The 23,200-nt window shown below is 43.9% G+C and carries 21 protein-coding genes, 1 pseudogene and 1 riboswitch; of the genes and pseudogenes, 17 read left to right on the plus strand and 5 right to left on the minus strand.

The window, feature by feature from the left end:
- Positions 1 to 40 precede the first annotated feature (40 nt).
- The 6 genes from QYB97_RS17675 to QYB97_RS17700 all read left to right on the plus strand — a co-directional run bounded on the left by QYB97_RS17675 (position 41) and on the right by QYB97_RS17700 (position 5,500).
- Entirely contained in the window at positions 41 to 1,321 is a 1,281-nt protein-coding gene (locus tag QYB97_RS17675) for an MFS transporter (RefSeq protein WP_301167401.1), read from the plus strand.
- Positions 1,318 to 1,950 carry a 3-hexulose-6-phosphate synthase gene (hxlA, locus tag QYB97_RS17680; protein WP_301167344.1) on the plus strand — a complete coding sequence of 211 codons (633 nt, stop codon included), beginning with the start codon at positions 1,318 to 1,320 and terminating at the stop codon, positions 1,948 to 1,950. The genes QYB97_RS17675 and hxlA overlap by 4 nt, the downstream gene beginning before the upstream one ends.
- Positions 1,947 to 2,495 (plus strand): 6-phospho-3-hexuloisomerase, encoded by a 549-nt coding sequence (hxlB, locus tag QYB97_RS17685; protein ID WP_301167345.1) that lies wholly within the window; start codon positions 1,947 to 1,949, stop codon positions 2,493 to 2,495. The genes hxlA and hxlB overlap by 4 nt, the downstream gene beginning before the upstream one ends.
- Positions 2,496 to 2,572: 77 nt before the next feature.
- A riboswitch (SAM riboswitch) is annotated at positions 2,573 to 2,687 on the plus strand.
- 79 nt (positions 2,688 to 2,766) lie between these two features.
- Positions 2,767 to 3,885 carry a methionine biosynthesis PLP-dependent protein gene (locus tag QYB97_RS17690; RefSeq protein ID WP_301167346.1) on the plus strand — a complete coding sequence of 373 codons (1,119 nt, stop codon included), beginning with the start codon at positions 2,767 to 2,769 and terminating at the stop codon, positions 3,883 to 3,885.
- Entirely contained in the window at positions 3,878 to 5,056 is a 1,179-nt protein-coding gene (gene metC / locus QYB97_RS17695; protein WP_301167347.1) for a cystathionine beta-lyase, read from the plus strand. Before QYB97_RS17690 ends, metC begins: the two co-directional genes overlap by 8 nt.
- A gap of 231 nt (positions 5,057 to 5,287) precedes the next feature.
- Positions 5,288 to 5,500 (plus strand): hypothetical protein, encoded by a 213-nt coding sequence (locus QYB97_RS17700; RefSeq protein WP_301167348.1) that lies wholly within the window; start codon positions 5,288 to 5,290, stop codon positions 5,498 to 5,500.
- Positions 5,501 to 5,564: 64 nt separating this feature from the next.
- On the opposite strand, the gene QYB97_RS17705 is transcribed toward QYB97_RS17700, so the two are convergent.
- On the minus strand, positions 5,565 to 6,257 hold the full coding sequence (locus tag QYB97_RS17705; protein ID WP_301167349.1) for a DUF1295 domain-containing protein: 693 nt from the start codon (positions 6,255 to 6,257) through the stop codon (positions 5,565 to 5,567).
- 145 nt (positions 6,258 to 6,402) lie between these two features.
- Here QYB97_RS17705 and QYB97_RS17710 point away from each other — a divergent pair, with 145 nt between their 5' ends.
- The 3 genes from QYB97_RS17710 to QYB97_RS17720 all read left to right on the plus strand — a co-directional run bounded on the left by QYB97_RS17710 (position 6,403) and on the right by QYB97_RS17720 (position 8,820).
- Positions 6,403 to 7,035 (plus strand): TetR/AcrR family transcriptional regulator, encoded by a 633-nt coding sequence (locus QYB97_RS17710; RefSeq protein WP_301167350.1) that lies wholly within the window; start codon positions 6,403 to 6,405, stop codon positions 7,033 to 7,035.
- Between the two features lie 122 nt (positions 7,036 to 7,157).
- Positions 7,158 to 7,694, plus strand: a complete 537-nt coding sequence (locus QYB97_RS17715; RefSeq protein ID WP_301167351.1) for an SH3 domain-containing protein — start codon at positions 7,158 to 7,160, stop codon at positions 7,692 to 7,694.
- Between the two features lie 286 nt (positions 7,695 to 7,980).
- Entirely contained in the window at positions 7,981 to 8,820 is an 840-nt protein-coding gene (locus QYB97_RS17720; protein ID WP_301167352.1) for an aldo/keto reductase, read from the plus strand.
- Positions 8,821 to 8,895: 75 nt separating this feature from the next.
- Here QYB97_RS17720 and QYB97_RS17725 read toward each other — a convergent pair whose 3' ends face one another.
- A complete protein-coding gene (locus tag QYB97_RS17725) occupies positions 8,896 to 9,816 on the minus strand; it encodes a cation diffusion facilitator family transporter (protein WP_301167353.1) in 921 nt (306 codons plus the stop codon).
- Positions 9,817 to 10,083: 267 nt separating this feature from the next.
- Between QYB97_RS17725 and QYB97_RS17730 the strand changes: the two genes are divergently transcribed.
- The 3 genes from QYB97_RS17730 (at position 10,084) to QYB97_RS17740 (ending at position 13,651) form a co-directional block, all read left to right on the plus strand.
- On the plus strand, positions 10,084 to 10,407 hold the full coding sequence (locus QYB97_RS17730; RefSeq protein ID WP_301167354.1) for an ArsR/SmtB family transcription factor: 324 nt from the start codon (positions 10,084 to 10,086) through the stop codon (positions 10,405 to 10,407).
- A 122-nt stretch (positions 10,408 to 10,529) separates the two neighbouring features.
- Positions 10,530 to 12,893, plus strand: coding sequence for a heavy metal translocating P-type ATPase (locus tag QYB97_RS17735; protein WP_301167355.1), 2,364 nt, complete (start codon positions 10,530 to 10,532; stop codon positions 12,891 to 12,893).
- 128 nt (positions 12,894 to 13,021) lie between these two features.
- Positions 13,022 to 13,651, plus strand: coding sequence for a zinc dependent phospholipase C family protein (locus QYB97_RS17740; protein WP_301167356.1), 630 nt, complete (start codon positions 13,022 to 13,024; stop codon positions 13,649 to 13,651).
- Positions 13,652 to 13,751: 100 nt separating this feature from the next.
- On the opposite strand, the gene QYB97_RS17745 is transcribed toward QYB97_RS17740, so the two are convergent.
- A complete protein-coding gene (locus QYB97_RS17745) occupies positions 13,752 to 14,807 on the minus strand; it encodes a WD40/YVTN/BNR-like repeat-containing protein (RefSeq protein WP_301167357.1) in 1,056 nt (351 codons plus the stop codon).
- A gap of 200 nt (positions 14,808 to 15,007) precedes the next feature.
- Here QYB97_RS17745 and QYB97_RS17750 point away from each other — a divergent pair, with 200 nt between their 5' ends.
- Positions 15,008 to 15,865, plus strand: a complete 858-nt coding sequence (locus QYB97_RS17750; RefSeq protein ID WP_301167358.1) for a sensor histidine kinase — start codon at positions 15,008 to 15,010, stop codon at positions 15,863 to 15,865.
- Complete coding sequence (locus QYB97_RS17755; protein ID WP_301167359.1) at positions 15,831 to 16,472, plus strand: response regulator; 642 nt, start codon at positions 15,831 to 15,833, stop codon at positions 16,470 to 16,472. Before QYB97_RS17750 ends, QYB97_RS17755 begins: the two co-directional genes overlap by 35 nt.
- 32 nt (positions 16,473 to 16,504) lie before the next feature.
- On the opposite strand, the gene QYB97_RS17760 is transcribed toward QYB97_RS17755, so the two are convergent.
- Both QYB97_RS17760 and QYB97_RS17765 read right to left on the minus strand, forming a co-directional pair.
- The gene (locus QYB97_RS17760; RefSeq protein WP_301167402.1) at positions 16,505 to 16,780 is read right to left on the minus strand and encodes a FixH family protein; all 276 of its coding nucleotides are present in this window, start codon (positions 16,778 to 16,780) and stop codon (positions 16,505 to 16,507) included.
- 51 nt (positions 16,781 to 16,831) lie between these two features.
- A pseudogene (locus QYB97_RS17765) lies at positions 16,832 to 17,362 on the minus strand (SCO family protein); the annotation flags it as partial.
- A gap of 277 nt (positions 17,363 to 17,639) precedes the next feature.
- Between QYB97_RS17765 and QYB97_RS17770 the strand changes: the two are divergent.
- The 3 genes from QYB97_RS17770 (at position 17,640) to ppdK (ending at position 23,164) form a co-directional block, all read left to right on the plus strand.
- A complete protein-coding gene (locus tag QYB97_RS17770; protein ID WP_301167360.1) occupies positions 17,640 to 19,469 on the plus strand; it encodes a terpene cyclase/mutase family protein in 1,830 nt (609 codons plus the stop codon).
- 201 nt (positions 19,470 to 19,670) lie between these two features.
- Positions 19,671 to 20,489: a pyruvate, water dikinase regulatory protein gene (locus QYB97_RS17775; protein WP_301167361.1), complete on the plus strand. Its 819-nt coding sequence runs from the start codon at positions 19,671 to 19,673 to the stop codon at positions 20,487 to 20,489.
- Entirely contained in the window at positions 20,486 to 23,164 is a 2,679-nt protein-coding gene (gene ppdK / locus QYB97_RS17780; protein WP_301167362.1) for a pyruvate, phosphate dikinase, read from the plus strand. Before QYB97_RS17775 ends, ppdK begins: the two co-directional genes overlap by 4 nt.
- Positions 23,165 to 23,200 lie beyond the last annotated feature (36 nt).

A 23,200-nucleotide genomic window follows, 5' to 3' on the forward strand; every position in this document is an offset into this window, starting at 1 on the left:
TACTGAAAAAAATGATAGTAAAAAGGAGCGTTTAACAATGATGGATTCGATAGCTTCAAAAAAACGGTTTCGCCGTTTGATTCCTTTAGCTTTTATTACGTACAGTCTCGCTTATCTGGACCGTGCAAATTATGGATTCGGTGTAGCTGGAGGGATGGGTGAGGAACTGAATATTACAACTGGAGTTTCTTCCTTTTTGGCTTCTCTCTTTTTTCTTGGATACTTCTTCTTCCAGGTTCCGGGTGCTCATTACGCAGAAAAGCATAGCGCCAAAAAGCTGATCTTTTGGAGCCTTATCCTATGGGGCGGCCTTGCGACTGCTACAGGCATGGCAACCCATGTGGGATGGCTTTATCCGATCCGGTTCCTTTTAGGAGTTGTTGAAAGCGCTGTTATGCCAGCCATGCTTGTATTTTTGAGCCATTGGTTTTTAAAAGAAGAACGCTCAAGAGCCAATACATTCTTAATCCTCGGTAATCCGGCCACCGTATTATGGATGTCAGTTTTATCCGGTTACCTATTAAACTCGTTCAGCTGGAGATGGATGTTTATTTTAGAAGGGATTCCGGCGGTATTGTGGGCATTTATCTGGCTGAAGCTGGTCAACGACCGTCCCAAAAATGCTTCATGGCTTTCAAATAAGGAAAAGAAAGATATTGAAAATGAATTCAATAAAGAACAATCTGCATTAAAACCCGTTAAGAATTATCGTGAAGCGTTTAAATCCAAGGCCGTTATTCTGCTGAGCCTTCAATATTTTGCATGGAGCATAGGGGTTTATGGCTTTGTTATGTGGCTTCCGTCCATCATTAAAAATGCGTCCAACATGGATATTGTTTCAACAGGGTGGCTCTCTTCCGTTCCCTATGTTGTAGCTGTGATTGGCATGCTCGTCCTTTCTCATTACTCTGATAAAACATTGAACCGAAAAATATTTGTATGGACATCACTGCTGATCGGTTCCATTGCCTTTTTTGCTTCGTATCTTATCGGTTCCAGCAATTTCTGGCTGTCCTACTCGCTTCTTGTTATAGCTGGCGGAGCCATGTATGCCCCATACGGACCGTTTTTTGCCATCATTCCCGAGATTCTTCCGCGAAATGTGGCCGGTGGAGCAATGGCCCTCATCAATAGTATGGGAGCACTCGGTTCTTTTGTAGGGTCTTATATTGTAGGGTATTTAAATGGTGTCACCGGCGGACCGTCTGCCTCCTTCATATTCATGGCATCTGCGCTCTTTGTATCGGTTTTGCTGACAATGGCTGTTAAGGCTCCAGCTGCAAATGAGACGAAAAAGAGAATGAAGGTTGCTTCTCAATGAAAATTCAGCTGGCACTCGACCGGATGACCATTCCTGAGGCAATCGAAACCGTAAAAGAGGCAGAGCATTATATCGATTTAATCGAGGTTGGCACATCATTAATTAAGGAATTTGGCGTTGACAGCATTTCTGAAATTAAAAAAGAGTTTCCATTAAAGCCGGTGCTCGCAGATATGAAGACCTTTGATAATGCTGCCTATGAATTTACCATCGCCTTTGATGCGGGAGCCGATATGGCAACCGTCATGGGAGCAGCTCCACTTGTAACGATTGAAACATGCCTGCAGGTCGCTGAGGAAAAACGAAAAGAAGTGATGATTGACCTGCTGAATGTCACACCAGAACAAATGAAAAGGCTCCTAACCTATCAGTCTGCTGTTTTCTGCGAACATGTGAGCAAGGATGAACAGGAGTCGGGCAGTAAAACGAAACAGAATAAGGGAAGGTTGCCCGTAGACCGGCTGGCTCTTGCCGGCGGAATTGCCTTTTCCTCCCTCCCGTTGGCTGCCGATAAAGATCCGGAGATTATTATCGTTGGATCAGCGATTACAAAAGCTGAAAATATACAGGAAGCGGCCAAACAAATCTATACAGCTTTGCAAACGATCAAGACAGGAGAAAACGTATGAATGAATTGAGTGTTATTGTAAAAGAGATGCAAGGCGTTATTGAACAGATTGGAGAAAAAGAGGTTGAGCGCTTTTTTACAGAACTCCAGAAAACAACGAGGATCTTTGTCACAGGCGAGGGAAGATCCGGGTTTATGGCAAAAGCATTTGCCATGCGCCTGATGCACCTTGGGTATAATATGTATGTCGTTGGTGAGACAGTAACACCAGCGGTTGCCGGGGGAGATTGCCTCATTGCCATATCCGGTTCTGGGTCCACTCAGTCCGTGATCCATCAGGCACAGCGGTCAAAGTCAGCAGGCTCCAATGTAGTATGCATTACAGCAAATGAGGATTCTGATCTGGCGCAAGTGGCTGATACATGTATTGTCATTCCGGCAGCCACTAAGAACAGAGGAGAGAAGGAAGCCAAGAGCATACAGCCGCTCAGTTCCCTTTTTGATCAGTGTTTGCATGTTTTTTGCGATGCGGTGTGCCTGAAAAGCAGCACCCGGAGAACATTGAGCCATGAGGAAGTCTTGGCTAAGCATAGCAATACGGAATAAAAAAATATAAAAAGAAAGCTTGAAACATTCAGATAATTGCGGTACACTAGGAACTACAATTTGATACGGATTAGATTTTCTTATCAAGAGAGGTAGAGGGATTGGCCCGATGAAACCTCAGCAACCTTCAGCGATTTCTGCTGAAAAGGTGCTAAGTCCAACAAGTTCTGTAATGAACTTGGGAGATAAGAAGAACGACAATTTGATTATTCAAAAGTCTTCTTCTTAAGAAGGCTTTTTTTATTTTTTCTTTTGACTTTAGGAGGCTGTCATGTATAAACCAGAGACAAAATTAGCTCAAATTGGAAACCGAAGTGAAGACCGCACGGGAACGGTTAATCCGCCCGTCTATTTTTCTACAGCATACCGCCATACCGGAATCGGAGAATCAAGTGGATACGATTATATTCGAACAGGCAATCCCACACGGGAGGTTCTTGAAAAAGCGATCGCCGAACTGGAGGGAGCTGACGCCGGGTTTGCCTGTAGTTCGGGGATGGCGGCTATTGCAGCCATCCTCTCCCTCTTTCAATCAGGTGATGAATGGATTGTTTCCAGTGACTTGTACGGTGGTACCTACCGGCTTCTGGAGGAAGGATATAAAAAATGGGGATTACCCAGTAAATATGTAGACACAGCAGACGTTGCCGAAATTGAACAGGCCATCTCTGAGAATACAAAAGCTATTTTTCTGGAGACTCCGACAAACCCGCTCATGGAAGTATGCGATATTGAAGCCGTTGCCAGCCTGGCCAAGAAACACGGGCTGCTTGTCATCGTCGATAATACCTTTTACACACCTTTGCTTCAAAAGCCGATTGAGCTAGGGGCGGATATTGTCATCCACAGTGCAACCAAATATCTTGGCGGTCATAATGATGTCCTCGCAGGTCTGATTGCTGCCAAAGGTGAGGACTTATGCCAGGAGCTTTCCTACCATCATAATGCCTCGGGAGCGGTATTAAGCCCGTTTGATGCCTGGCTGTTAATGCGCGGGATGAAAACACTGGCCCTCCGAATGAAGAAGCATGAAGAAAACGCAAAGGCCCTGATTCAATTTCTTCAGGATCATGAAGGCGTAGATGACGTCCTTTATCCAGGAAGAGGAGGGATGATCTCCTTCCGGCTGAAGAAAGAAGAATGGGTTCCCCGTTTTCTGAAGTCTGTGAAACTGATTACTTTTGCTGAAAGCCTGGGCGGTGTTGAAAGTCTTGTAACCTATCCTGCAACCCAGACCCACGCCGATATTCCTGAAGAAATTCGTACAGCACGCGGAGTCTGCAACCGGCTTTTGCGTTTATCGGTGGGCATTGAAGACGAAAATGATTTGATAAGCGACCTAAAACAAGCGCTGGACATTGTCCAGAAGGAGGCTGTTATTTATGAGTGACCAATCGTGTCATACCTTTCAAACCAAGCTGCTGCATCATAAACATAAAACCGACCCGGCGACCGGCGCGGTGAGTGTGCCTATGCATCTGTCCTCCACGTTTCATCAGGACGATATCGATCAATTTGGAAAATATGATTATGCACGGTCGGCCAATCCGACAAGGGAAGCGCTCGAACAGCAAATTGCAGATCTTGAAGGAGGATGCAGAGGCTTTGCGTTTGCCTCGGGCATGGCAGCAATCTCCACCTCATTTCTTCTTCTGTCACAAGGCGATCATATGATCATATCGGAGGATGTGTATGGCGGTACGTTCCGTATGGTCACGCAGGTGCTTTCAAGACTGGGAATCACCCATACCTTTGTGGACATGACAGACCTTTCCGCAGTAGAAAAGGCAATCCAGCCCAACACAAAAGCCTTTTACATTGAAACGCCATCCAACCCGCTTTTAAAAGTGACCGATATTCAGGCGGTCAGCGAATTGGCAAAAGAGGTTGGCGCGTTAACCTTTGTGGATAATACCTTTTTAACACCGGCTCTCCAGCAGCCTTTGTCGATCGGGGCGGATATTGTTCTTCATAGTGCTACCAAATTCCTTGCCGGCCACAGTGATGTGGTTGCCGGCCTGGCCGTGGTAAAAGATGAAGAATTGGCCGAGCGCCTTTACTTTTTGCAGAACTCGTTTGGTGCTGTGCTAGGTGTCCAGGATTGCTGGCTTTTAATGAGAGGGCTGAAAACGTTATACGTACGCCTCCGCCACTCTGCAGAAGCAGCAGGGAAACTAGCAGACTATTTAAACGGACACCCGCTGGTCAAAAAGGTCCACTATCCGGGGTTAAAGGAGCATCCAGGCTACTTTGTACAGCGGAGCCAGGCAGAGGGGCCAGGTGCGGTCTTCTCATTTGAACTGGAAAGCGAACAGCTGGTGCGGCCATTAACTTCCAATCTTCAAATTCCGGTTTTGGCGGTGAGCCTTGGCGCGGTGGAGTCGATTTTATCGTATCCGGCAAAAATGTCACACGCCGCTATGCCTGAAGAGGAAAGAAGAAAGAGGGGAATTTCAAATACTCTGTTCCGATTCTCTGCAGGCTTGGAAGACCCCGAAGATTTAATTGCAGATTTTGAATTTGCTTTGGCACAAAGCACTATACACACGCTTGCAAGATAAGCGTTATTGAAGGGAAAACGAGTCTTCGTTTAAAAGACTCGTTTTTTGTTTTTTTTTAAAACTTTGTGCATTCTCTTTACCCCAATTTTTCCTTCCATCAAAATAAAGACTTTTTTCGCCGGAAAGGGGTTCCTGGACAGGAATTCCTCTTTTTTGTATGTGAGATGTCTATACCATTTTAAGTATTTGTACATAAAATAAACAGACACTCATACAGAAAGGGAGCACAGCATGAAAGACGCATCCTACCTGCCTTTTTGTGCAGAGGATTTCCTGCAAAACGTTCAAGCCGGGGATACTCACTTTTTTGTCTTCCGGGGCTCAACCATTCCGGTGAGACTGACATTTATATCGTATAACTCGGTGACCAACTGTATCACAGCATCCCTTGAAGAGGGAAGAAATCTTATATTTGACTGCAAATATGTGGCTGCAGTCTTCTAAAAACCTCCCAGATTCCGAGACGAATCGGTTCCGGGAGGTTTTTATTATTCAAGCAAGAGAAAAATCAGTAGAGAAAAGGTACAAGTTTGCTTGTGCTCTTTCGATATTGCAAAAAAGCGGTACCGTATTTTTCTTCGAGGTGCTGGTCGAGCATGGGGATATTATAGAAAGTAAATAAAATAAACAGGGCAGCAGGAATGAAAAGTGCCCACAGGTTCCAGGTTAACATAGCCAGCGCCAATACCCACAGGCAATCGCCAAAATAGTTCACATGCATGGAATAGCGGAACAGTCCGCCAGTATACAGTTTTCCGTGATTGGAAGGATTCTTTTTCCAGCGGTCCCGCAGCCATTCGGAATAAGTGTTAATAAACGAACCCAGAAAAAAGATCAGAACAAAGGATATATCCCAAGCATTTAAGGGCTTGTTAGTAAAAAGGCTCAGTAGAGGAATGAGCAGATAATAGATGGCAAAGGCAAAAGGTACGGTAAATGCTTCTTCCCACGGGAGGGGCCTTTTTAAAAAATAAAAAATCGTAAAGATCATTCGGATATAGGTGAGAACAATTAAGAATAACATCAGACCATTGCGGCGTTCATCGCCATGGGGAAGGTTCCAGTTCAACCAGCTGTTCATTATGGCAGGTCCATTATACAAAAGCAGCCAGCATGCAGCGATAAGAATGAGGGTTTCCAAACCCATTAGGACGAGTCGGGGATACAACGAATGGAGCTGGTGGTCATACAATTTATTCATTGATAAACCTCCGAATTTTAAAATTTGAATATATTGTATTTCATATTTTAAGTATAAGGCTGCACCTGAATAAAATCTACATAATTTTGAAATTTCATGATTCTGTATTTCAAAATGGAGTATAATGAGAAGGAGGTGATGGTGAATGGATGGATTTACCCGTCGTACGGAACAGAAAAAAAAGATCATTCTGGATGTTGCATTTGAGAAATTACAAAACCAAAATTATAAAAAGGCAACGATAAAAGAAATAGCCAAAATGGCTGGTGTTTCCCAAGTGACCATCTATAATTATTTCGGCAGCAAGGATCAGCTTCTTTTTGAAGCACTTGAGAGGTTGATGAATCAGAAGCTTAATAAGTATGAACAAGCGATGAAAATGGAGGGGAATTATCCAAAGCTGGTAAGTCATATCATGGCTGAGGAAATGAAGTTTGTAAAGGTAATTATGGAGGGCATCAATCAGTCAGCGGAGATCGAGTGGATGCAAGAAAAAATGAAAGACTTTCAGAATTCACATTTGATTCCCTTCATGATAAAACTTATCAAACAAGGAATTAGAGAGGGATTCATTTCTCCTCATTTATCTGAAGAAGAGCTGCTGTTTTATTTTGGCATGTACCAAAGGGAATTAAGCCGGCTGTATGTAGAAAAAGGCGAGACTAAATCTCTAATTAGTGAAGAAACGTTTATTCATTTCTTCTTTAATGGACTAACAGGAGGAATTACAATGAAAAGTAAAAATATGTCCGATTTTTACAATCATTTAGATAAATAGTGTTCTAGAATAGAGATGTACGATATGAGAACGAGATTTCAAGGAGGTGTGCAGGTTTCCTTTGATCAAGAGTTTCTGGATTTACTGATCGTTTAAGAAAAGTAAACGGAAGGAGTCTGGTAATGAAATCAATAACAAAGAACGCGCAGTATATGGCACTTGCTTTGGGATTGACGCTCACCTCAGTAACAGGTGTGCTCCCTTTATCAGAGGCTGCCCCTGTATCCGCCTCATCCGATGACTTGCAGAATACTGTGGCTTACCACGAGGTGACGGCCTGGATGCTGAATGTCCGTGCCGAACCAAATGCGCATTCACATATAATCGGTGTGCTCCATAATGGAGAAGTTGTTGGAGTCGAAGGGTATATTGAGGATACTAAATGGGCCTTGATTGATTACGACAAAGGTGAAAATGCGTTTGTTAACTCTAGTTATTTGAAGATAACATTAAGCACAGTCAAAACGACTGCCAATTTGAATTTGCGGGAAGATGCAAAAATGAGCGGGAAGATATTGGCTGTAATCCCTAAAGGAACAAAACTAACAAATGTACGGTGGGGATTCGGAGACTATCAAAAGTGGGCTTATGTTACGTATAAAGGTTATACCGGCTGGGTTTATGACTCCTATCTCTATCCCAATGATACGATAGGATAGGTCTGTGCGATAAAAGGTAGGGGCCTTGGTCAAAAGAAAAGTGTACGTACCAGTTTTCAGTAGGAAAACTGGTTTTTTTTATTAAGCAAAAATCAATATTCGGTTTATAGTCAGTTATCTGGAAATCCGAATGAAAGCGCTATAATTCATACTGAAAAGGTGGATGGCAGACGATGAATCGTACTAATGGTCAGCCCCATCTGTTCAGATAACATAGGATTAAGACAAGGGAAAAAGTGGTATGTACTTAGAGCACGCAATAACAACAATAGGAGGAATAAAAAAGATGGCAACTAGTTTAACAGATACAACTACTCTACATAATGGAGTAAAAATGCCGCGCTTCGGGTTGGGTGTTTTTAAAGTAAAAGAAGGAGAAGAAGTAATCGAATCTGTAAAAGCTGCAATTAAAAATGGTTATATCAGTATTGATACGGCAGCAATTTACGGAAACGAAGAGGGAGTAGGGCAAGCGATCAGAGAATCGGGAGTTGCTCGTGAAGACCTGTTCATCACAACAAAGCTATGGAACAGCGAGCAAGGATATGACTCGACATTAAAGGCATTCGAAACAAGCATGGAAAAACTCGGTCTGGAATATCTGGACCTCTATCTTATTCACTGGCCTGGAAAAGATAAATATAAAGATACATGGAAAGCGTTTGAAAAGCTGTATAATGACGGAAGAATAAAGGCAATTGGGGTAAGCAACTTCCAGGTTCACCATTTGGAGGATTTGATGAGTTCATGTGAAATCAAACCGATGGTTAATCAGGTGGAATATCACCCGCATTTAACCCAGAAAGAGCTTCATGCGTTCTGCAAAAAAAATGAAATCCAATTGGAAGCATGGTCACCGCTTAAACAGGGACAGCTTTTGGAAGATGCTACACTGAAAGAAATTGCCGATAAGCACAATAAAACGGTAGCTCAGGTGATCTTGCGCTGGGATCTGCAAAATGAAGTGGTAACCATTCCAAAATCAACAAAAGAACACCGTATTATTGAAAATGCTGATGTATTCGATTTTGAATTAAGCAGTGAGGATATGGAGCGAATTGATGGGTTGAACCAGGACAGCCGTGCTGGTACGCATCCGGACCATATGACTGTTGGCTTCGAATAAAACGTGCAAAGGATGACCTGCTGCAGGTCATCCTTTTTATTTTTCATATTGAAATATCTTTTAGTCACTATCAATTCACTCGCGGGAATAATTCATTGTACAATCCGTATCTTCGAGATCAATTTGAATGGTTGTATGCTCAATATGAAATTGTTCCTTCAACAGCTGATTCGCCTTTTTCAACAAGGTTTGCTGATGTTCCTCTGAGTCCGCCACGAGGTGACAGCTGAGAGCGGGAAAATCTGAAGAGATCGACCATACATGAAGATCATGGACTTGCTTCACTTCAGGAATCGAAAGCAATGCCTGTTTGATCTCCTCAAAGTTAATATTTTGAGGTGTTCCTTCCATTAATATGTGAACAGATTCTTTCGTCACTCTCCAGCCGCTGATCAGGACCAGAATTGCTACAATAATGCTTGCGATGGGATCTGCCAGATTCCAATTGAAAAACATGATGAGAAGGGCAGCCGTGATTGCGCCGACGGATCCGAGCATATCCCCAAGTACGTGAAGAAAAGCACTTTTAACATTCAGGTTTTCATCTTTGTCGCCCTTCATGAGGATGTAGGCTGCTGCAATGTTTACAATCAAACCGATGATTGAAATAATAAGCATCCCTTTACTGATGACTGAAGGGGGATTCAAGATGCGCTGATAGGATTCCCAAAAGATATAAATGGCGATCGCTAACAGAGCAATTCCGTTGATAAATGCCGCTAAAATTTCAAAACGCCGATAACCATACGTTTTTGACTGGGAGGATGACTTTTGGCCATAGGTCAAGGCCAGGTAGCTTAATCCAAGAGCTGCCGCGTCACTTAACATATGCCCTGCATCTGATAGTAACGCCAGGCTGTTGGTCATTATACCGCCGGCAATCTCCACGACCATATAAGCTGTGATCAGAAAGAATGCCCATTTTAATGCCCTTTTATTGTTCGTACCATGATGGTGATGTCCATGAGTTTCCCCATGGCTGTGAGAATGAGCCATAAATGCACCACTCCTTTTTATCTATATATGAATATATGCTCATATATATTGTATAAGAACATCTTTTACCGCGCAATGATTTTCCTTTATTTTGTATACTTTTCCCCATATTTCTTATGAAATGCGGAATAGATGCACAGTTTATTCATTATAGTTAAAGAAAAGAGAAAAGCAGCATATCAGATTGCAGCATTTACAGAAGGATATCATTCGTTTACAATATGAGTAGTTATTCATATAGGTTGAAGTGGTTAGGAGATGATATATATGGATGAACACGAAAAAGCGATTATAGAAAGTGAACATTTGGATGAGGAAACTCTTTTTGTAGCCTCTCAAACCTTTAAGGCGCTTTCTGACCCTACGCGAATACGAATTCTTCACCTGTTATCACTTAAAGAATCTTCAGTGAATGAAATAGCTGAAAAGCTTTCATTATTACAATCAACTGTTTCACATCAATTGCGGTTTTTGAAAAATCTTCGCCTTGTAAAATTCAGAAGAGCAGGAACAACCCTGTTTTATTCAATTGATGATGATCATGTGATTACATTGTTAAACCAGGCAATTCATCATGCATGCCATGATTGAACCTTTACTTAATACACTGTGTTGACACTCTTATTCGTATTGAACATATAATGAATTATATATGAATTACTGCACATATAAGCATAGATGAAAAGATTCATGGCCAGAGGGGAGTGAACCAAGTGAATGATCAACATAAAGAGTTTTTATTGGAAGGTTTGGATTGTGCACATTGCGCCTCCAGGATTGAAAATGGTGTCCGGGAACTTGAAGGAGTATCATCCTGCAGTGTCAATTTTGTAACCAAGACATTAAGAATGGAAACGGAACAGGGGATAGATATTCCTGTAATTCAAAATACAAGGGAGCTTATTCAATCGATTGAGCCTCATATAAATGTGGTTGATCGGCGGAAGACAAAGCAAAATCCTGTAAGGAATTTCTATCTGGAAGGCCTGGACTGTGCCAATTGTGCAGCAAAAATAGAGAAAGAAGCCGCTGGTCTTCCGGGTGTAAGCCTTTCAAGCCTGGATTTTGTTTCGAAAACGTTGCGTATAAAAACGGATCCGACAGCAACGGAAAAAAACGATTTGTCAGCTGAAATCGTGCAAATCGTCAAACGTCTGGAACCGGGGGTTAAGGTGGTACAGCAATCTCCTCACTCCAGAAGCGAGAAATCACAAGAAGATGGGACAAAAAATGCGGTCATGTTAACACGCATTGGTGTGGGGGCCGTTTTAACTGCAACTGCTGCATTTGCTCCACTTAACCAGTGGCTGGAGTTTTCCCTCTTTCTTGCCGCCTACCTGATTGTTGGCGGAGATATCCTGCTTAAGGCCATCCGTAATATTACTCGGGGCCAGGTCTTTGACGAAAACTTCCTGATGTCATTGGCAACGGCTGGTGCTTTCGCTGTTGGCCAGTTCCCCGAAGGAGTAGCCGTCATGCTGTTTTACCAGGTTGGTGAATGGTTTCAGAGCCTGGCGGTCAACCGGTCGCGGAAATCAATACGAGCGCTCATGGATATCCGGCCGGACTATGCCAATCGCAAAGTGGGGAACAAAACAGAGCGTGTATCACCTGAAGACATACGGACAAATGAAGTAATTATTGTTAAACCGGGTGAAAAGGTCCCGCTGGACGGTAAAATCATTGAAGGAGAGTCCATGGTGGATACTTCAGCGCTAACCGGCGAATCGGTCCCGAGGAAAGTGAAGCCGGGCAGTGATTTGTTAAGCGGGACAATCAATAAAAATGGAGTGCTAACCGTAGAAGTAACAAAGGAATTTGAAGATTCCACGGTATCTAAAATTTTGGACCTTGTTCAAAATGCAAGCAGCAAAAAGGCGCCAACGGAAAATTTCATTACAAAATTTGCGAGGTATTACACTCCTGTTGTGGTTATTACAGCTGCTGTTCTTGCGTTCCTGCCTCCTGTTCTCATCCAGAGTGCTTCGTTTTCAGACTGGATTTACAGAGCCTTGGTCTTTTTGGTCATTTCTTGTCCTTGTGCGCTCGTTGTTTCCATTCCCCTCAGCTTTTTTGGCGGTGTGGGAGGAGCTTCAAAAGCTGGTATTCTTATTAAAGGAAGCAACTATCTTGAAGCATTGAACGATGTGAAATATGTTCTGTTTGATAAAACAGGGACGTTAACAAAAGGCGTTTTTAATGTGACAAGGATCCAACCGGAAAATGGATTTTTAAGTGATGAATTGCTTGCTTATGCTGCTGCAGCAGAAGCGCATTCCAACCATCCCATTGCTGTTTCTATCCGCGCCGCGTATGGGATAGAAATTCAGCCTGACCAGATAGAGGGTTATAACGAGATTTCCGGACATGGCATTGAGGCAACCGTAAAGGGGAAAGAGGTTTTTGCCGGAAATGAAAAATTAATGAATCAAGAGAAAATAGCTTTTACGAAACCTGAAGCTGACGGTACAATTGTCCATGTGGCAGTTAACCGGGTTTATGCCGGATACTTGGCCATTTCAGATGAAGTGAAAGAGGATGCAGCATCGGCTATTAGAATGTTGAAAGAACTTGGAATCAAGAAGACAGTCATGCTGACTGGGGATTCCAAAACCGTTGGTGAACGCGTGGGACATCAATTAGGATTGGATGAGGTGCATGCCGAACTGCTTCCCCACGAAAAAGTGGCGCAAGTTGAAAAATGGGATGCCCGGAAACTTAAAAATGAAAAGCTGATATTTGTTGGTGATGGCATTAATGATACACCTGTACTCGCCCGGGCGGATATCGGAATGGCCATGGGAGGATTGGGGTCAGATGCGGCGATTGAAGCAGCTGATGTGGTTATCATGACAGATGAACCCTCCAAAATTCCTGAAGCCATAAAAATAGCGAAACGAACAAGAAGAATCGTTTGGCAAAATATTATTTTTGCATTAGGGGTCAAAGCGATCTTCCTCACATTGGGGGCCTTTGGAATTGCCACCATGTGGGAAGCCGTATTCTCGGATGTCGGTGTAACCCTGATTGCCGTTTTGAATGCCATGCGTGTCTTGAATGTTAAAAACAGCGCATAATGAAAAACAACCTGCCAAATTTTCGGCAGGTTGTTTATGATTACAGTCCCTTTTCATTAAGATGTGAATAGTATAGAGATATATTAAATTTCTTACAAATTTATTGATTCAACAGGCTGAATGTAGTATTGTTGATTCAACCTATTTCTTCAATAAGAAAGGACTGTTCTGATCTGTTTGCTTATTCGCATAAAGTGATGGCGCACCACATTCAATCACATGTCAGAGAAAGCGTTCAGTATGATTTAAATAAGTCGATGTTTACCTGGGCCAATATGAAGCCCGACTTCATCCCGGAACTTGCCAAACGAAAGCATTATATAGAAGAAAGCTTTGAATTTGTTGTTGATAAAATTGTGGCTTTGCTGGAAACTCCCGCATCTGATTTGCTCGATAAGCAAAAGCGGAGATGGCTTGAAATCGAAATGGGCGTCATTTGCCACTTCGTTACCGATTTCTTCTGTGTTCCCCACAACCAGCGCTGGGAATTTAAGCATGCGATGATTCCCCATGTGAAATATGAAAGAGCATTGGATAAAAAGGCCAGGATGCTCAACAGTATTAACTGCTTGACATTGCCTGAAATCAAAGAGTATTCCAAGGAAAGCGTTAGTTTTTTCCTTGATGAGCTGCTTTATGAGTATGAGCAAAAAAAGGATTATAAACGGGATATGGTTTATTCCATCAGTGTCTGCAGTGCGATCTGTACCTTTATCCTGGAAAAGATTTATTTGAATGACTTTGGCAAAACAGCATAAGATAACCAAACTCCAAGTGGATTCAGCAGAATTCCCTTGGGTTTTTTTGTTTTTACAATTAGGAAAAGACCGGCTGATCAAAGCCGGTCTTCTTGCTGTTTTAAGAGGTTTTTAAAATCAGGAAGGAGGGGTGCTGATTTCTGAATTCGGTTTCCCATTCAACCGGCAACTGGCTCCAGTGGCGTTCCCCAGCGTTTAACCGGTACATTCCAAAATTATTGAAGGCATAGAAGCATCCCGGGTCTTTTTGATCCGCTGCCAGTGCTGCGAGATAAGCTCCTTCACATTCCACACCGTCACTGAGCTCCTCCCATTTTTGATCTCCTTGTTTTCTGTATATGGTAGAAAAAAGTGAAGCGTGATGCCCGGTGGAAGGACTGGCTGCTGCGGCAACAAGCTTTTCATTCGGATCATGTGGATGGAGGACCATGTTGTAAAGGTAAGGATGTTCTTCCAGCCCTTCACTGTCATAGTTCCAGGTTTCTCCATCGTCGTGGCTTTCCGCATAGGAATGTCCTTTTATCATGAAGCCATCGCCGCAAGCTGCATACAGGGTTCCCGGTTGATTTGGATGGGCGAGTAGTGTGTGTGCATCCAACGGACTGCCGAACGGACGGTCTTTCCATGTATGCCCCCCGTCAAATGAACGGATCAATGCTCCAAATTCGATGGAAACAGAAACAGCGGAAGGATCCGTATAGCTTGGCGTAATCCAGCGAACATGGCTTGTGTAAGGCCTGGGAGGAAACTGCCAATTGACCTTCGACTTCAAATTTTGCACAGACTTACATTCACGCCATGACTCTCCCTTATCCTCCGAGTAATAAATGGCGGATGGTTCCGTTCCTGCCCACACGTTTCCTTCCTTATCAGGTTGAGAGGCAACAAACGTAACATGTGGAGACCGTATTCCTTTTCCATGATCAGGTTGATGGTAAGAAGTCACTTTACCGATGGCAGTCCAGGTTTCCCCGCCGTCTATACTTCTCCATAATCCATGCCCAAAGGTCGAACAGTAGATAAGCATAGAATTTAAAGAATCAATCGCAAGGTGAGTGGGCTGGGTGCCGTGCAAACGGGATTCAGAGGAATAAGCGCCGTTTTCCTCTTTTACGATCAGAAGTCTGTCTTCGAGTCCCAAGAAAAAGGTTTTCATTAATATCTCTCCTAGAATAATAGTGTATGAAGCTGCCATTGTTGTTTTACCTAAAAGAAAATGAAGTAAACATCTTCCAGAAGGACAGCGTAGCGGAAATATTGTTTCACAAATCCCTCAAATTGGGGATACACAGCATTGTTTTATTTATGGCAAGATAGTAGGAAAGACGATCTATATTCATTAAAGCGGGGGATAGGATGACTTACAAACAAATCAAATGGCTGATTTTAATGCTGCCCACACTTTCAATCGGTGCCTGGGAGTATTTGCGGCACACCTTATTAATGCCTTATCTGTCGATGGAAATGGGGAATTTCTTATCGCCCCTCATTGTTTTTGGAGTCACTGTCATCTTTTTGGTCAAGCTGTTCAAGCGGCTGGAACAAATTCAATCGGAATTGAATGAAGAACGGTCCCAGAAAACGGCATTGCAGGAACGGGCAAAAATAGCTCGTGAGCTGCATGATGGAATGGCACAATCCCTGTTCCTTTTATCCATAAAAATAAATAAGCTGGGGAGGCAGGCAAATCTCGCTCACAATCCTCATTTTATAAAAATGAAGCAAACCCTCCATCATATTCACGAGGACACGAGACAGGCCATCAATAATTTGCGGTCACCGCTTGTGGAAACCAATTTCAATTGGACAGAAGCGTTGCTGAAGTATATCAGTGGGGTGGAAAAGGAACATCAGCTGCAGGTGGAGTTGAATTGGAAGATTAACGAAGCGCTGCTTTCAACCAAAGAAAAAGTTGAACTGTTCGCATGCATTAAAGAAACATTGATTAATGCCATTAAACATGCAAGCACAAAACAGGTGTTGATGGCGGCGGAAGAACAAGCGGGAGGATGGCTGCTGACCATTCGAAACCAAACCGAAAAGGAATCTTTGCCGGAATCGTCACAGGGTTACGGACTGCAGATTTTAAAAGACAGGGCGGCTGCCATGGGCTGTTCATTGGCCATATCCATCGATCATGGAGAGATGTGTGTTTCTTTTCGTAAAGGAGTGTTGCAGGATGGCAGAGCCAATCCGTCTGCTGCTGGTGGATGATCACCAGCATGCAAGGGAAGGAATACAGGAATTGCTGGAGGAATATGAGGAATTCACCATTATAGGCGAAGCAACAAATGGCCTTGAAGCAATTGAACTGACAGGAGCTTTACAGCCGAATCTCGTCCTGATGGATATTCGGATGCCGGTGATGGACGGTTTGGAAGCAACCAAATTGATTAAGTTTAAGTACCCCAAAGTTAAAGTGGTCATCATGACCGTTTCAGATGAAATCACGGACCTTTTTGAGGCGATAAAGAGAGGAGCACAGGGCTACTTATTGAAAAACCTGGATGCTAATGAGTGGTACAGCTATTTGCGCGCGTTTGCGGTTGACGAAGCTCCCATGTCCCAAAATATGGCGAATCGGATTCTGGATGAGTTTACAAATATCAGGAAAGAAAAAACACCAACACCGTTGTCGGACCGTGAATTGGAAGTGTTGCAGCTTGTTGCTAAAGGTAAATCAAACCGTGAAATTGCCCAGGCTTTTTTCATTTCGGAGCATACCGTGAAAAGCCACCTGAAAAACATTTTAAATAAACTCCACCTTGATAACCGAGTACAGCTGACGAGCTATGCTTACAGCAAGGGATGGATTGAATAAACGAAAAAAATCAGACACAGTGTCTGATTTTTTTATTTCACACTAAATTCTTTTTTAGGCATGGTGTGCATCCCCCGTGCCGTCACATGGGAAATAACCACATATTTGCCTGGCTTTAAATCATGAGTTTTCAACGTATAAATGCCATTCTTACCCTCTTTTATTTCGACCTTTTGATGTTTTTTCTCACCGGAACGCCACCATTCAAAAAGGACTTCATCCGCAGCATTAACCGGTTCACCATTTTGGCTGACGGCCGCCTTGATTGCAGGATGATTATTCCCTGAGATGGTAAGTTCTACTTTCACCGGCTGTGCCTCTTCCTCATTTTGTATCGGGTTTTCCTTAACAGCTTGGTTTGCTGCCGCTTTCGTATCCTTTACGATTTCATCAAAGGGGACATTTTGAACTCCATCATATCTTCTCAATACTTTCCCTTTTGAATTGACCAGGTAAATGGAGGTGCCATGGATAAATTGATCGGATGTGGGATCTGCCGAAACAGCAGCTTTGAACGAATCTTTGGCGAAGTTTTCGATTTCGTCTTGTGAATATCCGGTTAAAAAATGCCAATTGGTGAAGTCGCTATTAAATTTCTTGCCGAATGACCGTAATTGTTCAGGCGTGTCCCTTTTTGGGTCAACGCTGAACGAAACGATTTCAGCGGTTATCTTTTCACCCACCAGCATCTGCTGAAGTTTAGCCATATGGGCAGTCATTGGCGGGCATACCGTTTTGCAATTGGTAAATATAAAGTTGGTGAGCCAAACCTTTCCCTTTAATTGTTCAATGGAAAAAGGCTTACCCTCTTCATCTGTATATGTAAAAGAATCTACCTTCCAATTTAATGAATCGTTTGCTTTTACATCTTTACTTTTATCCATCTTCATATTCTCATGCTCTTCCTGGCTGCTGCATGAGGCAAGCAACAAGAACAGGAGAGCGGACAACAGCAGGCATGCTGTACTTCTTTTTTTCAAAATGTTTCCCTCCCTTTTCCACACACATGAATCTATCATTTCATAATCCGCTGTCAGTTTGTATCCCTCTTTCGGGTGAAAGCAGCTATAAATGAACATTTAACTGCTGGTCATTGGAATCTTACTCTTTTCGTAAGCATACATTATAGCCAACCGCTGGCTATACGTCTGACCGGAGTGATGAACAATGAACAGACCGGCTAAAGTAATAAAGGAAATCGAACGGCGTGCACACCGGCTGCTGAAACTTCAGCAGCCAGACGGCTCATGGTGCTTTAGTTTTGAAAATGCCCTCCTGACGGATGCCTATATGATTATTATGCTACGGACACTGGAATGGGATGACGAGCTGCTGATCAGGCGTCTGACAAGACGATTGTTAGCCAAGCAAACAAAGAGCGGAGCATGGAAAGCCTATCCTGATGAAAAAACAGGCAATTTGTCTGCTACATCGGAAGCCTATACAGCGCTGCTTTATTCCGGGTTTATTTCTCGTGATGAGATAGCAATGAAAAAAGCGGCAAAGTTTATAAAAGACAGCGGCGGGCTGAAAAAGACAAGCCTATTAACAAAGGTCTTCTTCGCATTTAACGGAATTTATCCATGGCCGGAGCGAGAGGTGGATCCAGCCAAACTGTTTCGGATCATGAAGAAAGTGAGAATGAATTTTTTTGATCTGGGAAGCTATGCAAGGGCCCACTTTGCTCCGGTATTGCTTGGGATGGCAGAAAAGTTTCAGGTGCAAAACAGCAGAAAGCCTTGTCTCGATCATTTGTTTACAGAAGAAGACTGTAAAAAGGGGAGTGGAAAAAAGAGTACTAAACGTCCGGGGTATTCTCTCCATACTGCTTTTCTGGAAAATTACATACTGAAGAGAATTGAAGATGATGGAACTCTCCTGAGCTATGCAACTTCTACTTTTCTTATGATTTACGGGCTTCTGGCGGTCGGGTATAATCCCAACGATCCTGTCATTCGGAAGGCAATTACCGGCCTGATTAGTTTGGTTCACCCGGCTGGAAAAACCTTTCATCTCCAAAACTCGCCGCCAACGGTGTGGGATACTTCTCTTGTAAACTATGCGCTGCTGACTGCAGGAATTTCTCCTTCCTCCTCACAAATGAGGAATAGTATGAGTTTTATACAGAACCATCAGCAAACCCGTATGGGAGACTGGCAATACCACAATCCAGATGTCATGCCAGGCGGCTGGGGATTCAGCAAAAGTAACACCATCCATCCGGACATCGATGATACACAGGCTGCGTTGCGTACGATGTTCTCTTACGCAGAGGCAGATAAGACTATCCAGAACGCCTACAAAAGAGGTGTTGGATGGCTTCTTTCCATGCAAAACAAAGATGGAGGGTGGCCGGCCTTTGAAAAAGACACCAATAAAAGCTGGATGGCGAAACTGCACATTGAAAATGCAGGAGATGCCTTAACCGATCCTTCGACAGCTGATTTAACGGGACGGACACTCGAATTTCTCGGAAACTATGAAGGCATGCGCCTGCCGACTTCCAACATTCAATCTGCTGTTTACTGGCTGAAGCAACATCAGGAAAGCAATGGTTCCTGGTATGGACGCTGGGGCATCTGCTATATTTACGGGACATGGGCAGGTGTAACAGGACTCGCGGCAGCAGGCTTGCGGCCAAAGGATCCTGCCATTCAAAAGGCGGCAGAGTGGCTCTCTTCCATACAGAATCCAGATGGAGGATGGGGCGAATCCTGTAAAAGTGATATTGAGAAGTACTATTGTCCCCTCCTATACAGCACGGTTACTCAGACGGCATGGGCTGTTGACGCCCTGATTGCAGCAAGCCCGACACCAACCCATTCCATCAAAAAAGGGATTGATTTTCTTCTGCATCGCGAAAATTATCATGGCAAACAGGTATCCTACCCCACCGGGGCCGGACTGCCAGGAACATTTTATATGTATTATTACAGCTATAATCATATCTGGCCTCTGTTGGCACTGTGCCATTACAGGGATAAATACAGAGAATAGAAGAAAGCTGATTACCTAATGGGGAATCAGCTTTTTTGTATGATGATAATAAAAGTCCAAAAAATAGATTGTGTCTCCTGATTATTGGTGATAATATAGGAATTAACCTAAATAGTATGACACATTAAAGAAAATGTAATTAAAAGTATAACACATTTATTTAAAAGAGAGCAGAAAAACTCATAGGATAGGAGATTCAATTTGGATACAAAGAAAATCGTCTATGTGGTTTCAGACTCAGTTGGGGAAACGGCAGAACTGATGGTAAAAGCAGTCGCTGCGCAATTTAATGGGGGTGACATTGAAATTCAAAATGTTTCTTTTATTGAAGATATCCAGGATTTAAAAAATGTAATTTCTGTCGCCAAATACCGAAATTCAGTGATTGCCTATACCATTGTGGTTCCCTTTTTGAAACAGTATCTTGACCAACGGGCGCAGGAAGAAGGAATTATTGCCATTGACCTCATGAAGCCGCTCATGCACGCCTTCTCCGAAAAATTTCATAAGGAGCCGGTATATCAGCCGGGGCTGCTCCGGAAGATGGACGAAAACTATTTTCGCAGAGTGGAAGCCATTGAATTCGCCGTTAAATATGATGACGGGCAGGATACACGGGGTCTTTCCCGGGCGGATATCGTATTGGTGGGCGTGTCCAGAACATCGAAAACGCCGCTTTCCATGTATTTGGCCAATAAAAGGTTCAAGGTGGCCAATGTTCCTTTAGTGCCCGAAGTAGAGCCTCCGGATGAGGTTTTTACCTTTAAGAAGAAATGTATAGGCTTAATCATTACGCCTGATAAGCTGAATGAGATTCGGAAGGAACGTTTGAAGAATCTAGGATTAACGGTAAGAGCCCATTATGCGAACTTGGAGAGAATTATGGAAGAATTGGATTATGCCGAAAAAATCATGAAGAGAATCGGCTGCCCGGTGATCGATGTTTCCAATAAGGCGGTTGAAGAGACGGCAGATTTAATTTTGGCCATGCTAAAAAAGGAGAGGAGCTGGATATCATGACGCAATTCGTATATCTGTTTGACGAGGACGGGAAAAAAGGAAAAGAGCTTTTGGGCGGAAAAGGGGCCAACCTTGCAGAAATGACGCGCATTGGACTCCCGGTTCCATACGGGTTCACCATATCAACGGAGGCTTGCAATGCTTATTACCAGGCAGGGAAACGTCTTCCCTCCGAGATGAAAAGGCAAATCGAGACAGCTCTTGGTCATCTTGAAAAAAGGACAGGAAAGAAATTGGGCGATACCAGAAACCCTCTGCTTGTTTCCGTGCGTTCAGGTGCTGTTCACTCGATGCCGGGAATGATGGATACCGTACTGAATTTGGGCATGAACGATCAAACGGTAGAAGCAGTGGCGAGCCTCACGTACAATCCGCGATTTGCGTATGATACATATCGCAGGTTCATTCAGATGTTCAGTGATGTTGTGCTCCAGGTGGACAGCTTTTACTTTGAACAGCTGCTCGAAGAAACCCGCGAAGCAAAAGGTTATGCTGCAGACCCCGAGATGACGGCCGAAGACTGGAAAGAAGTGATCCAAGGCTATAAAGAACTGGTTCGAAAGCACGCAAAAAAAGACTTTCCACAGGATCCCAAGGAACAGCTTCAATTGTCCATATCTGCTGTTTTCGATTCATGGAACAACCAGCGTGCTTTTGTGTACCGCCGGCTTCATAAGATTCCGGATGACCTGGGGACTGCAGTTAATATACAAAGCATGGTATTCGGCAACATGGGCAATGATTCTGGTACCGGTGTGGCTTTTACCCGAAACCCTTCAACCGGTGAAGCTAAGATTTATGGCGAGTATCTGATCAATGCACAAGGAGAAGATGTGGTGGCTGGGATCCGGACACCGCAGCCGATCGCTGCCATGGAAACAGCAATGCCAAAAGTGTATCAGCAGTTTGCTGAAACATGCCAATTGCTTGAGTCTCATTACAAGGATATGCAGGATATTGAGTTTACTGTAGAGAGGGGAAGGCTCTTCATTCTGCAGACACGGACAGGCAAGCGGACCGCACAGGCCGCAATCCGGATTGCGGCGGAAATGGTCCGCGAAAGTATTATTGATAAAAAAGAAGCGATACTGCGCATTGAACCTGAACAGCTAAACCAGCTTCTGCACCGCCGTTTGGATGACGCCAAGGAAAAAAGCGTCATTGCAAAAGGCCTTCCCGCATCGCCGGGTGCGGCTACAGGACAAGTGGTATTTGATGCAGATGAAGCTGAAAGAATGGCGAAAGACGGCAAAAAGGTGATACTTGTCCGTCCGGAAACGACCCCCGATGATATTCATGGAATTGTGGCAGCAGAGGCAACCGTTACCTCCCGCGGCGGGATGACCAGTCATGCGGCAGTGGTGGCCAGGGGTATGGGGAAGGCCTGCATATGCGGATGTGAAGCACTATCCATTAACCTGAAATCACAGCACATTGCTGTAGCTGGAACGACGATAGAAAAAGGCGACGTAATTACCATTGATGGTTCAACAGGCGAGATTATGCTCGGTGAAATTCCTATGATTGATCCGGAACTCTCGGAGGAATTTCAATTGCTTCTTTCATGGGCTGATGAGGTAAGAACATTGGGTGTGCGAGCCAACGCGGATACTCCTGAAGATGCCCAAAAAGCAATGGAATTCGGTGCAGGGGGCATAGGACTTTGCCGCACCGAGCATATGTTCATGGATGGCTCAAGAGTGCCCGTTGTACAGGAAATGATACTTGCCGAAACCTTTGATGAACGGATGAAAGCCCTTGATCAGCTGCAGGTTATGCAACAGGAAGATTTTGAAGGAATTTTTGAAGTCATGAAGGGATTGCCGGTAACCATTCGGCTGCTCGATCCGCCGCTTCATGAATTCCTGCCAGACAAGGAAGAACTTCTTGTGGAAGTGACGAAGCTTCAGCTATCCGGTTCCTCCTCCGACGAATTAATGCAGAAAGAACAACTGCTTCGCAAGGTTCGCAAATTGGATGAATGCAACCCGATGCTTGGACACCGGGGCTGCAGGCTGGGCATGATTTTCCCCGAGATCTATGAAATGCAGGTTAAAGCAATTTTTTATGCCCTTTGCAGCCTGAGGAATAAGGGGATGGACGCTGTCCCTGAAATAATGATTCCATTGGTAGGCCATGTCAATGAATTAAAAGAAATGAGGCAATTGGTGATCAGTGCCGCCTTGCAAATCCAGAAAGAAACCGGCCAGGAATTTGATTACCAAATCGGAACAATGATTGAGGTTCCCCGGGCAGCTCTTACAGCTGACCAGATTGCCCAGGAAGCTGATTTTTTCTCCTTTGGCACCAATGATCTGACACAAACGACTTTTGGCTACAGCCGGGATGATGCGGAAGGGAAGTTTCTTTCCACATATATCGAAAATAAGGTGCTGCCGGAAAATCCATTTGCCACTCTCGATCAGGAAGGAGTCGGCAAACTAGTAGAACTCGGTGTCAAACTGGGACGGGAAACGAAGCCGGGGTTAAAGACAGGGATTTGTGGTGAACACGGAGGGGAGAAAGCATCCATTCTCTTTTGCCATGAGACGGGACTTGATTACGTCAGCTGCTCCCCATATCGCGTGCCGCTTGCCCGGCTCGCAGCTGCTCATGCGGCAATTAAACAAGCGCAAAAACAGGAGAAAAGCAGAGAACTTCTACTTCAAAGATAAAAGAAGCTGTCCAAAACGGACAGCTTCTTCTTTTCT

This window comes from Fictibacillus fluitans (genome assembly GCF_030418125.1).
In the GTDB taxonomy this organism is placed as follows: Bacteria; Bacillota; Bacilli; order Bacillales; family Fictibacillaceae; genus Fictibacillus_C; species Fictibacillus_C fluitans.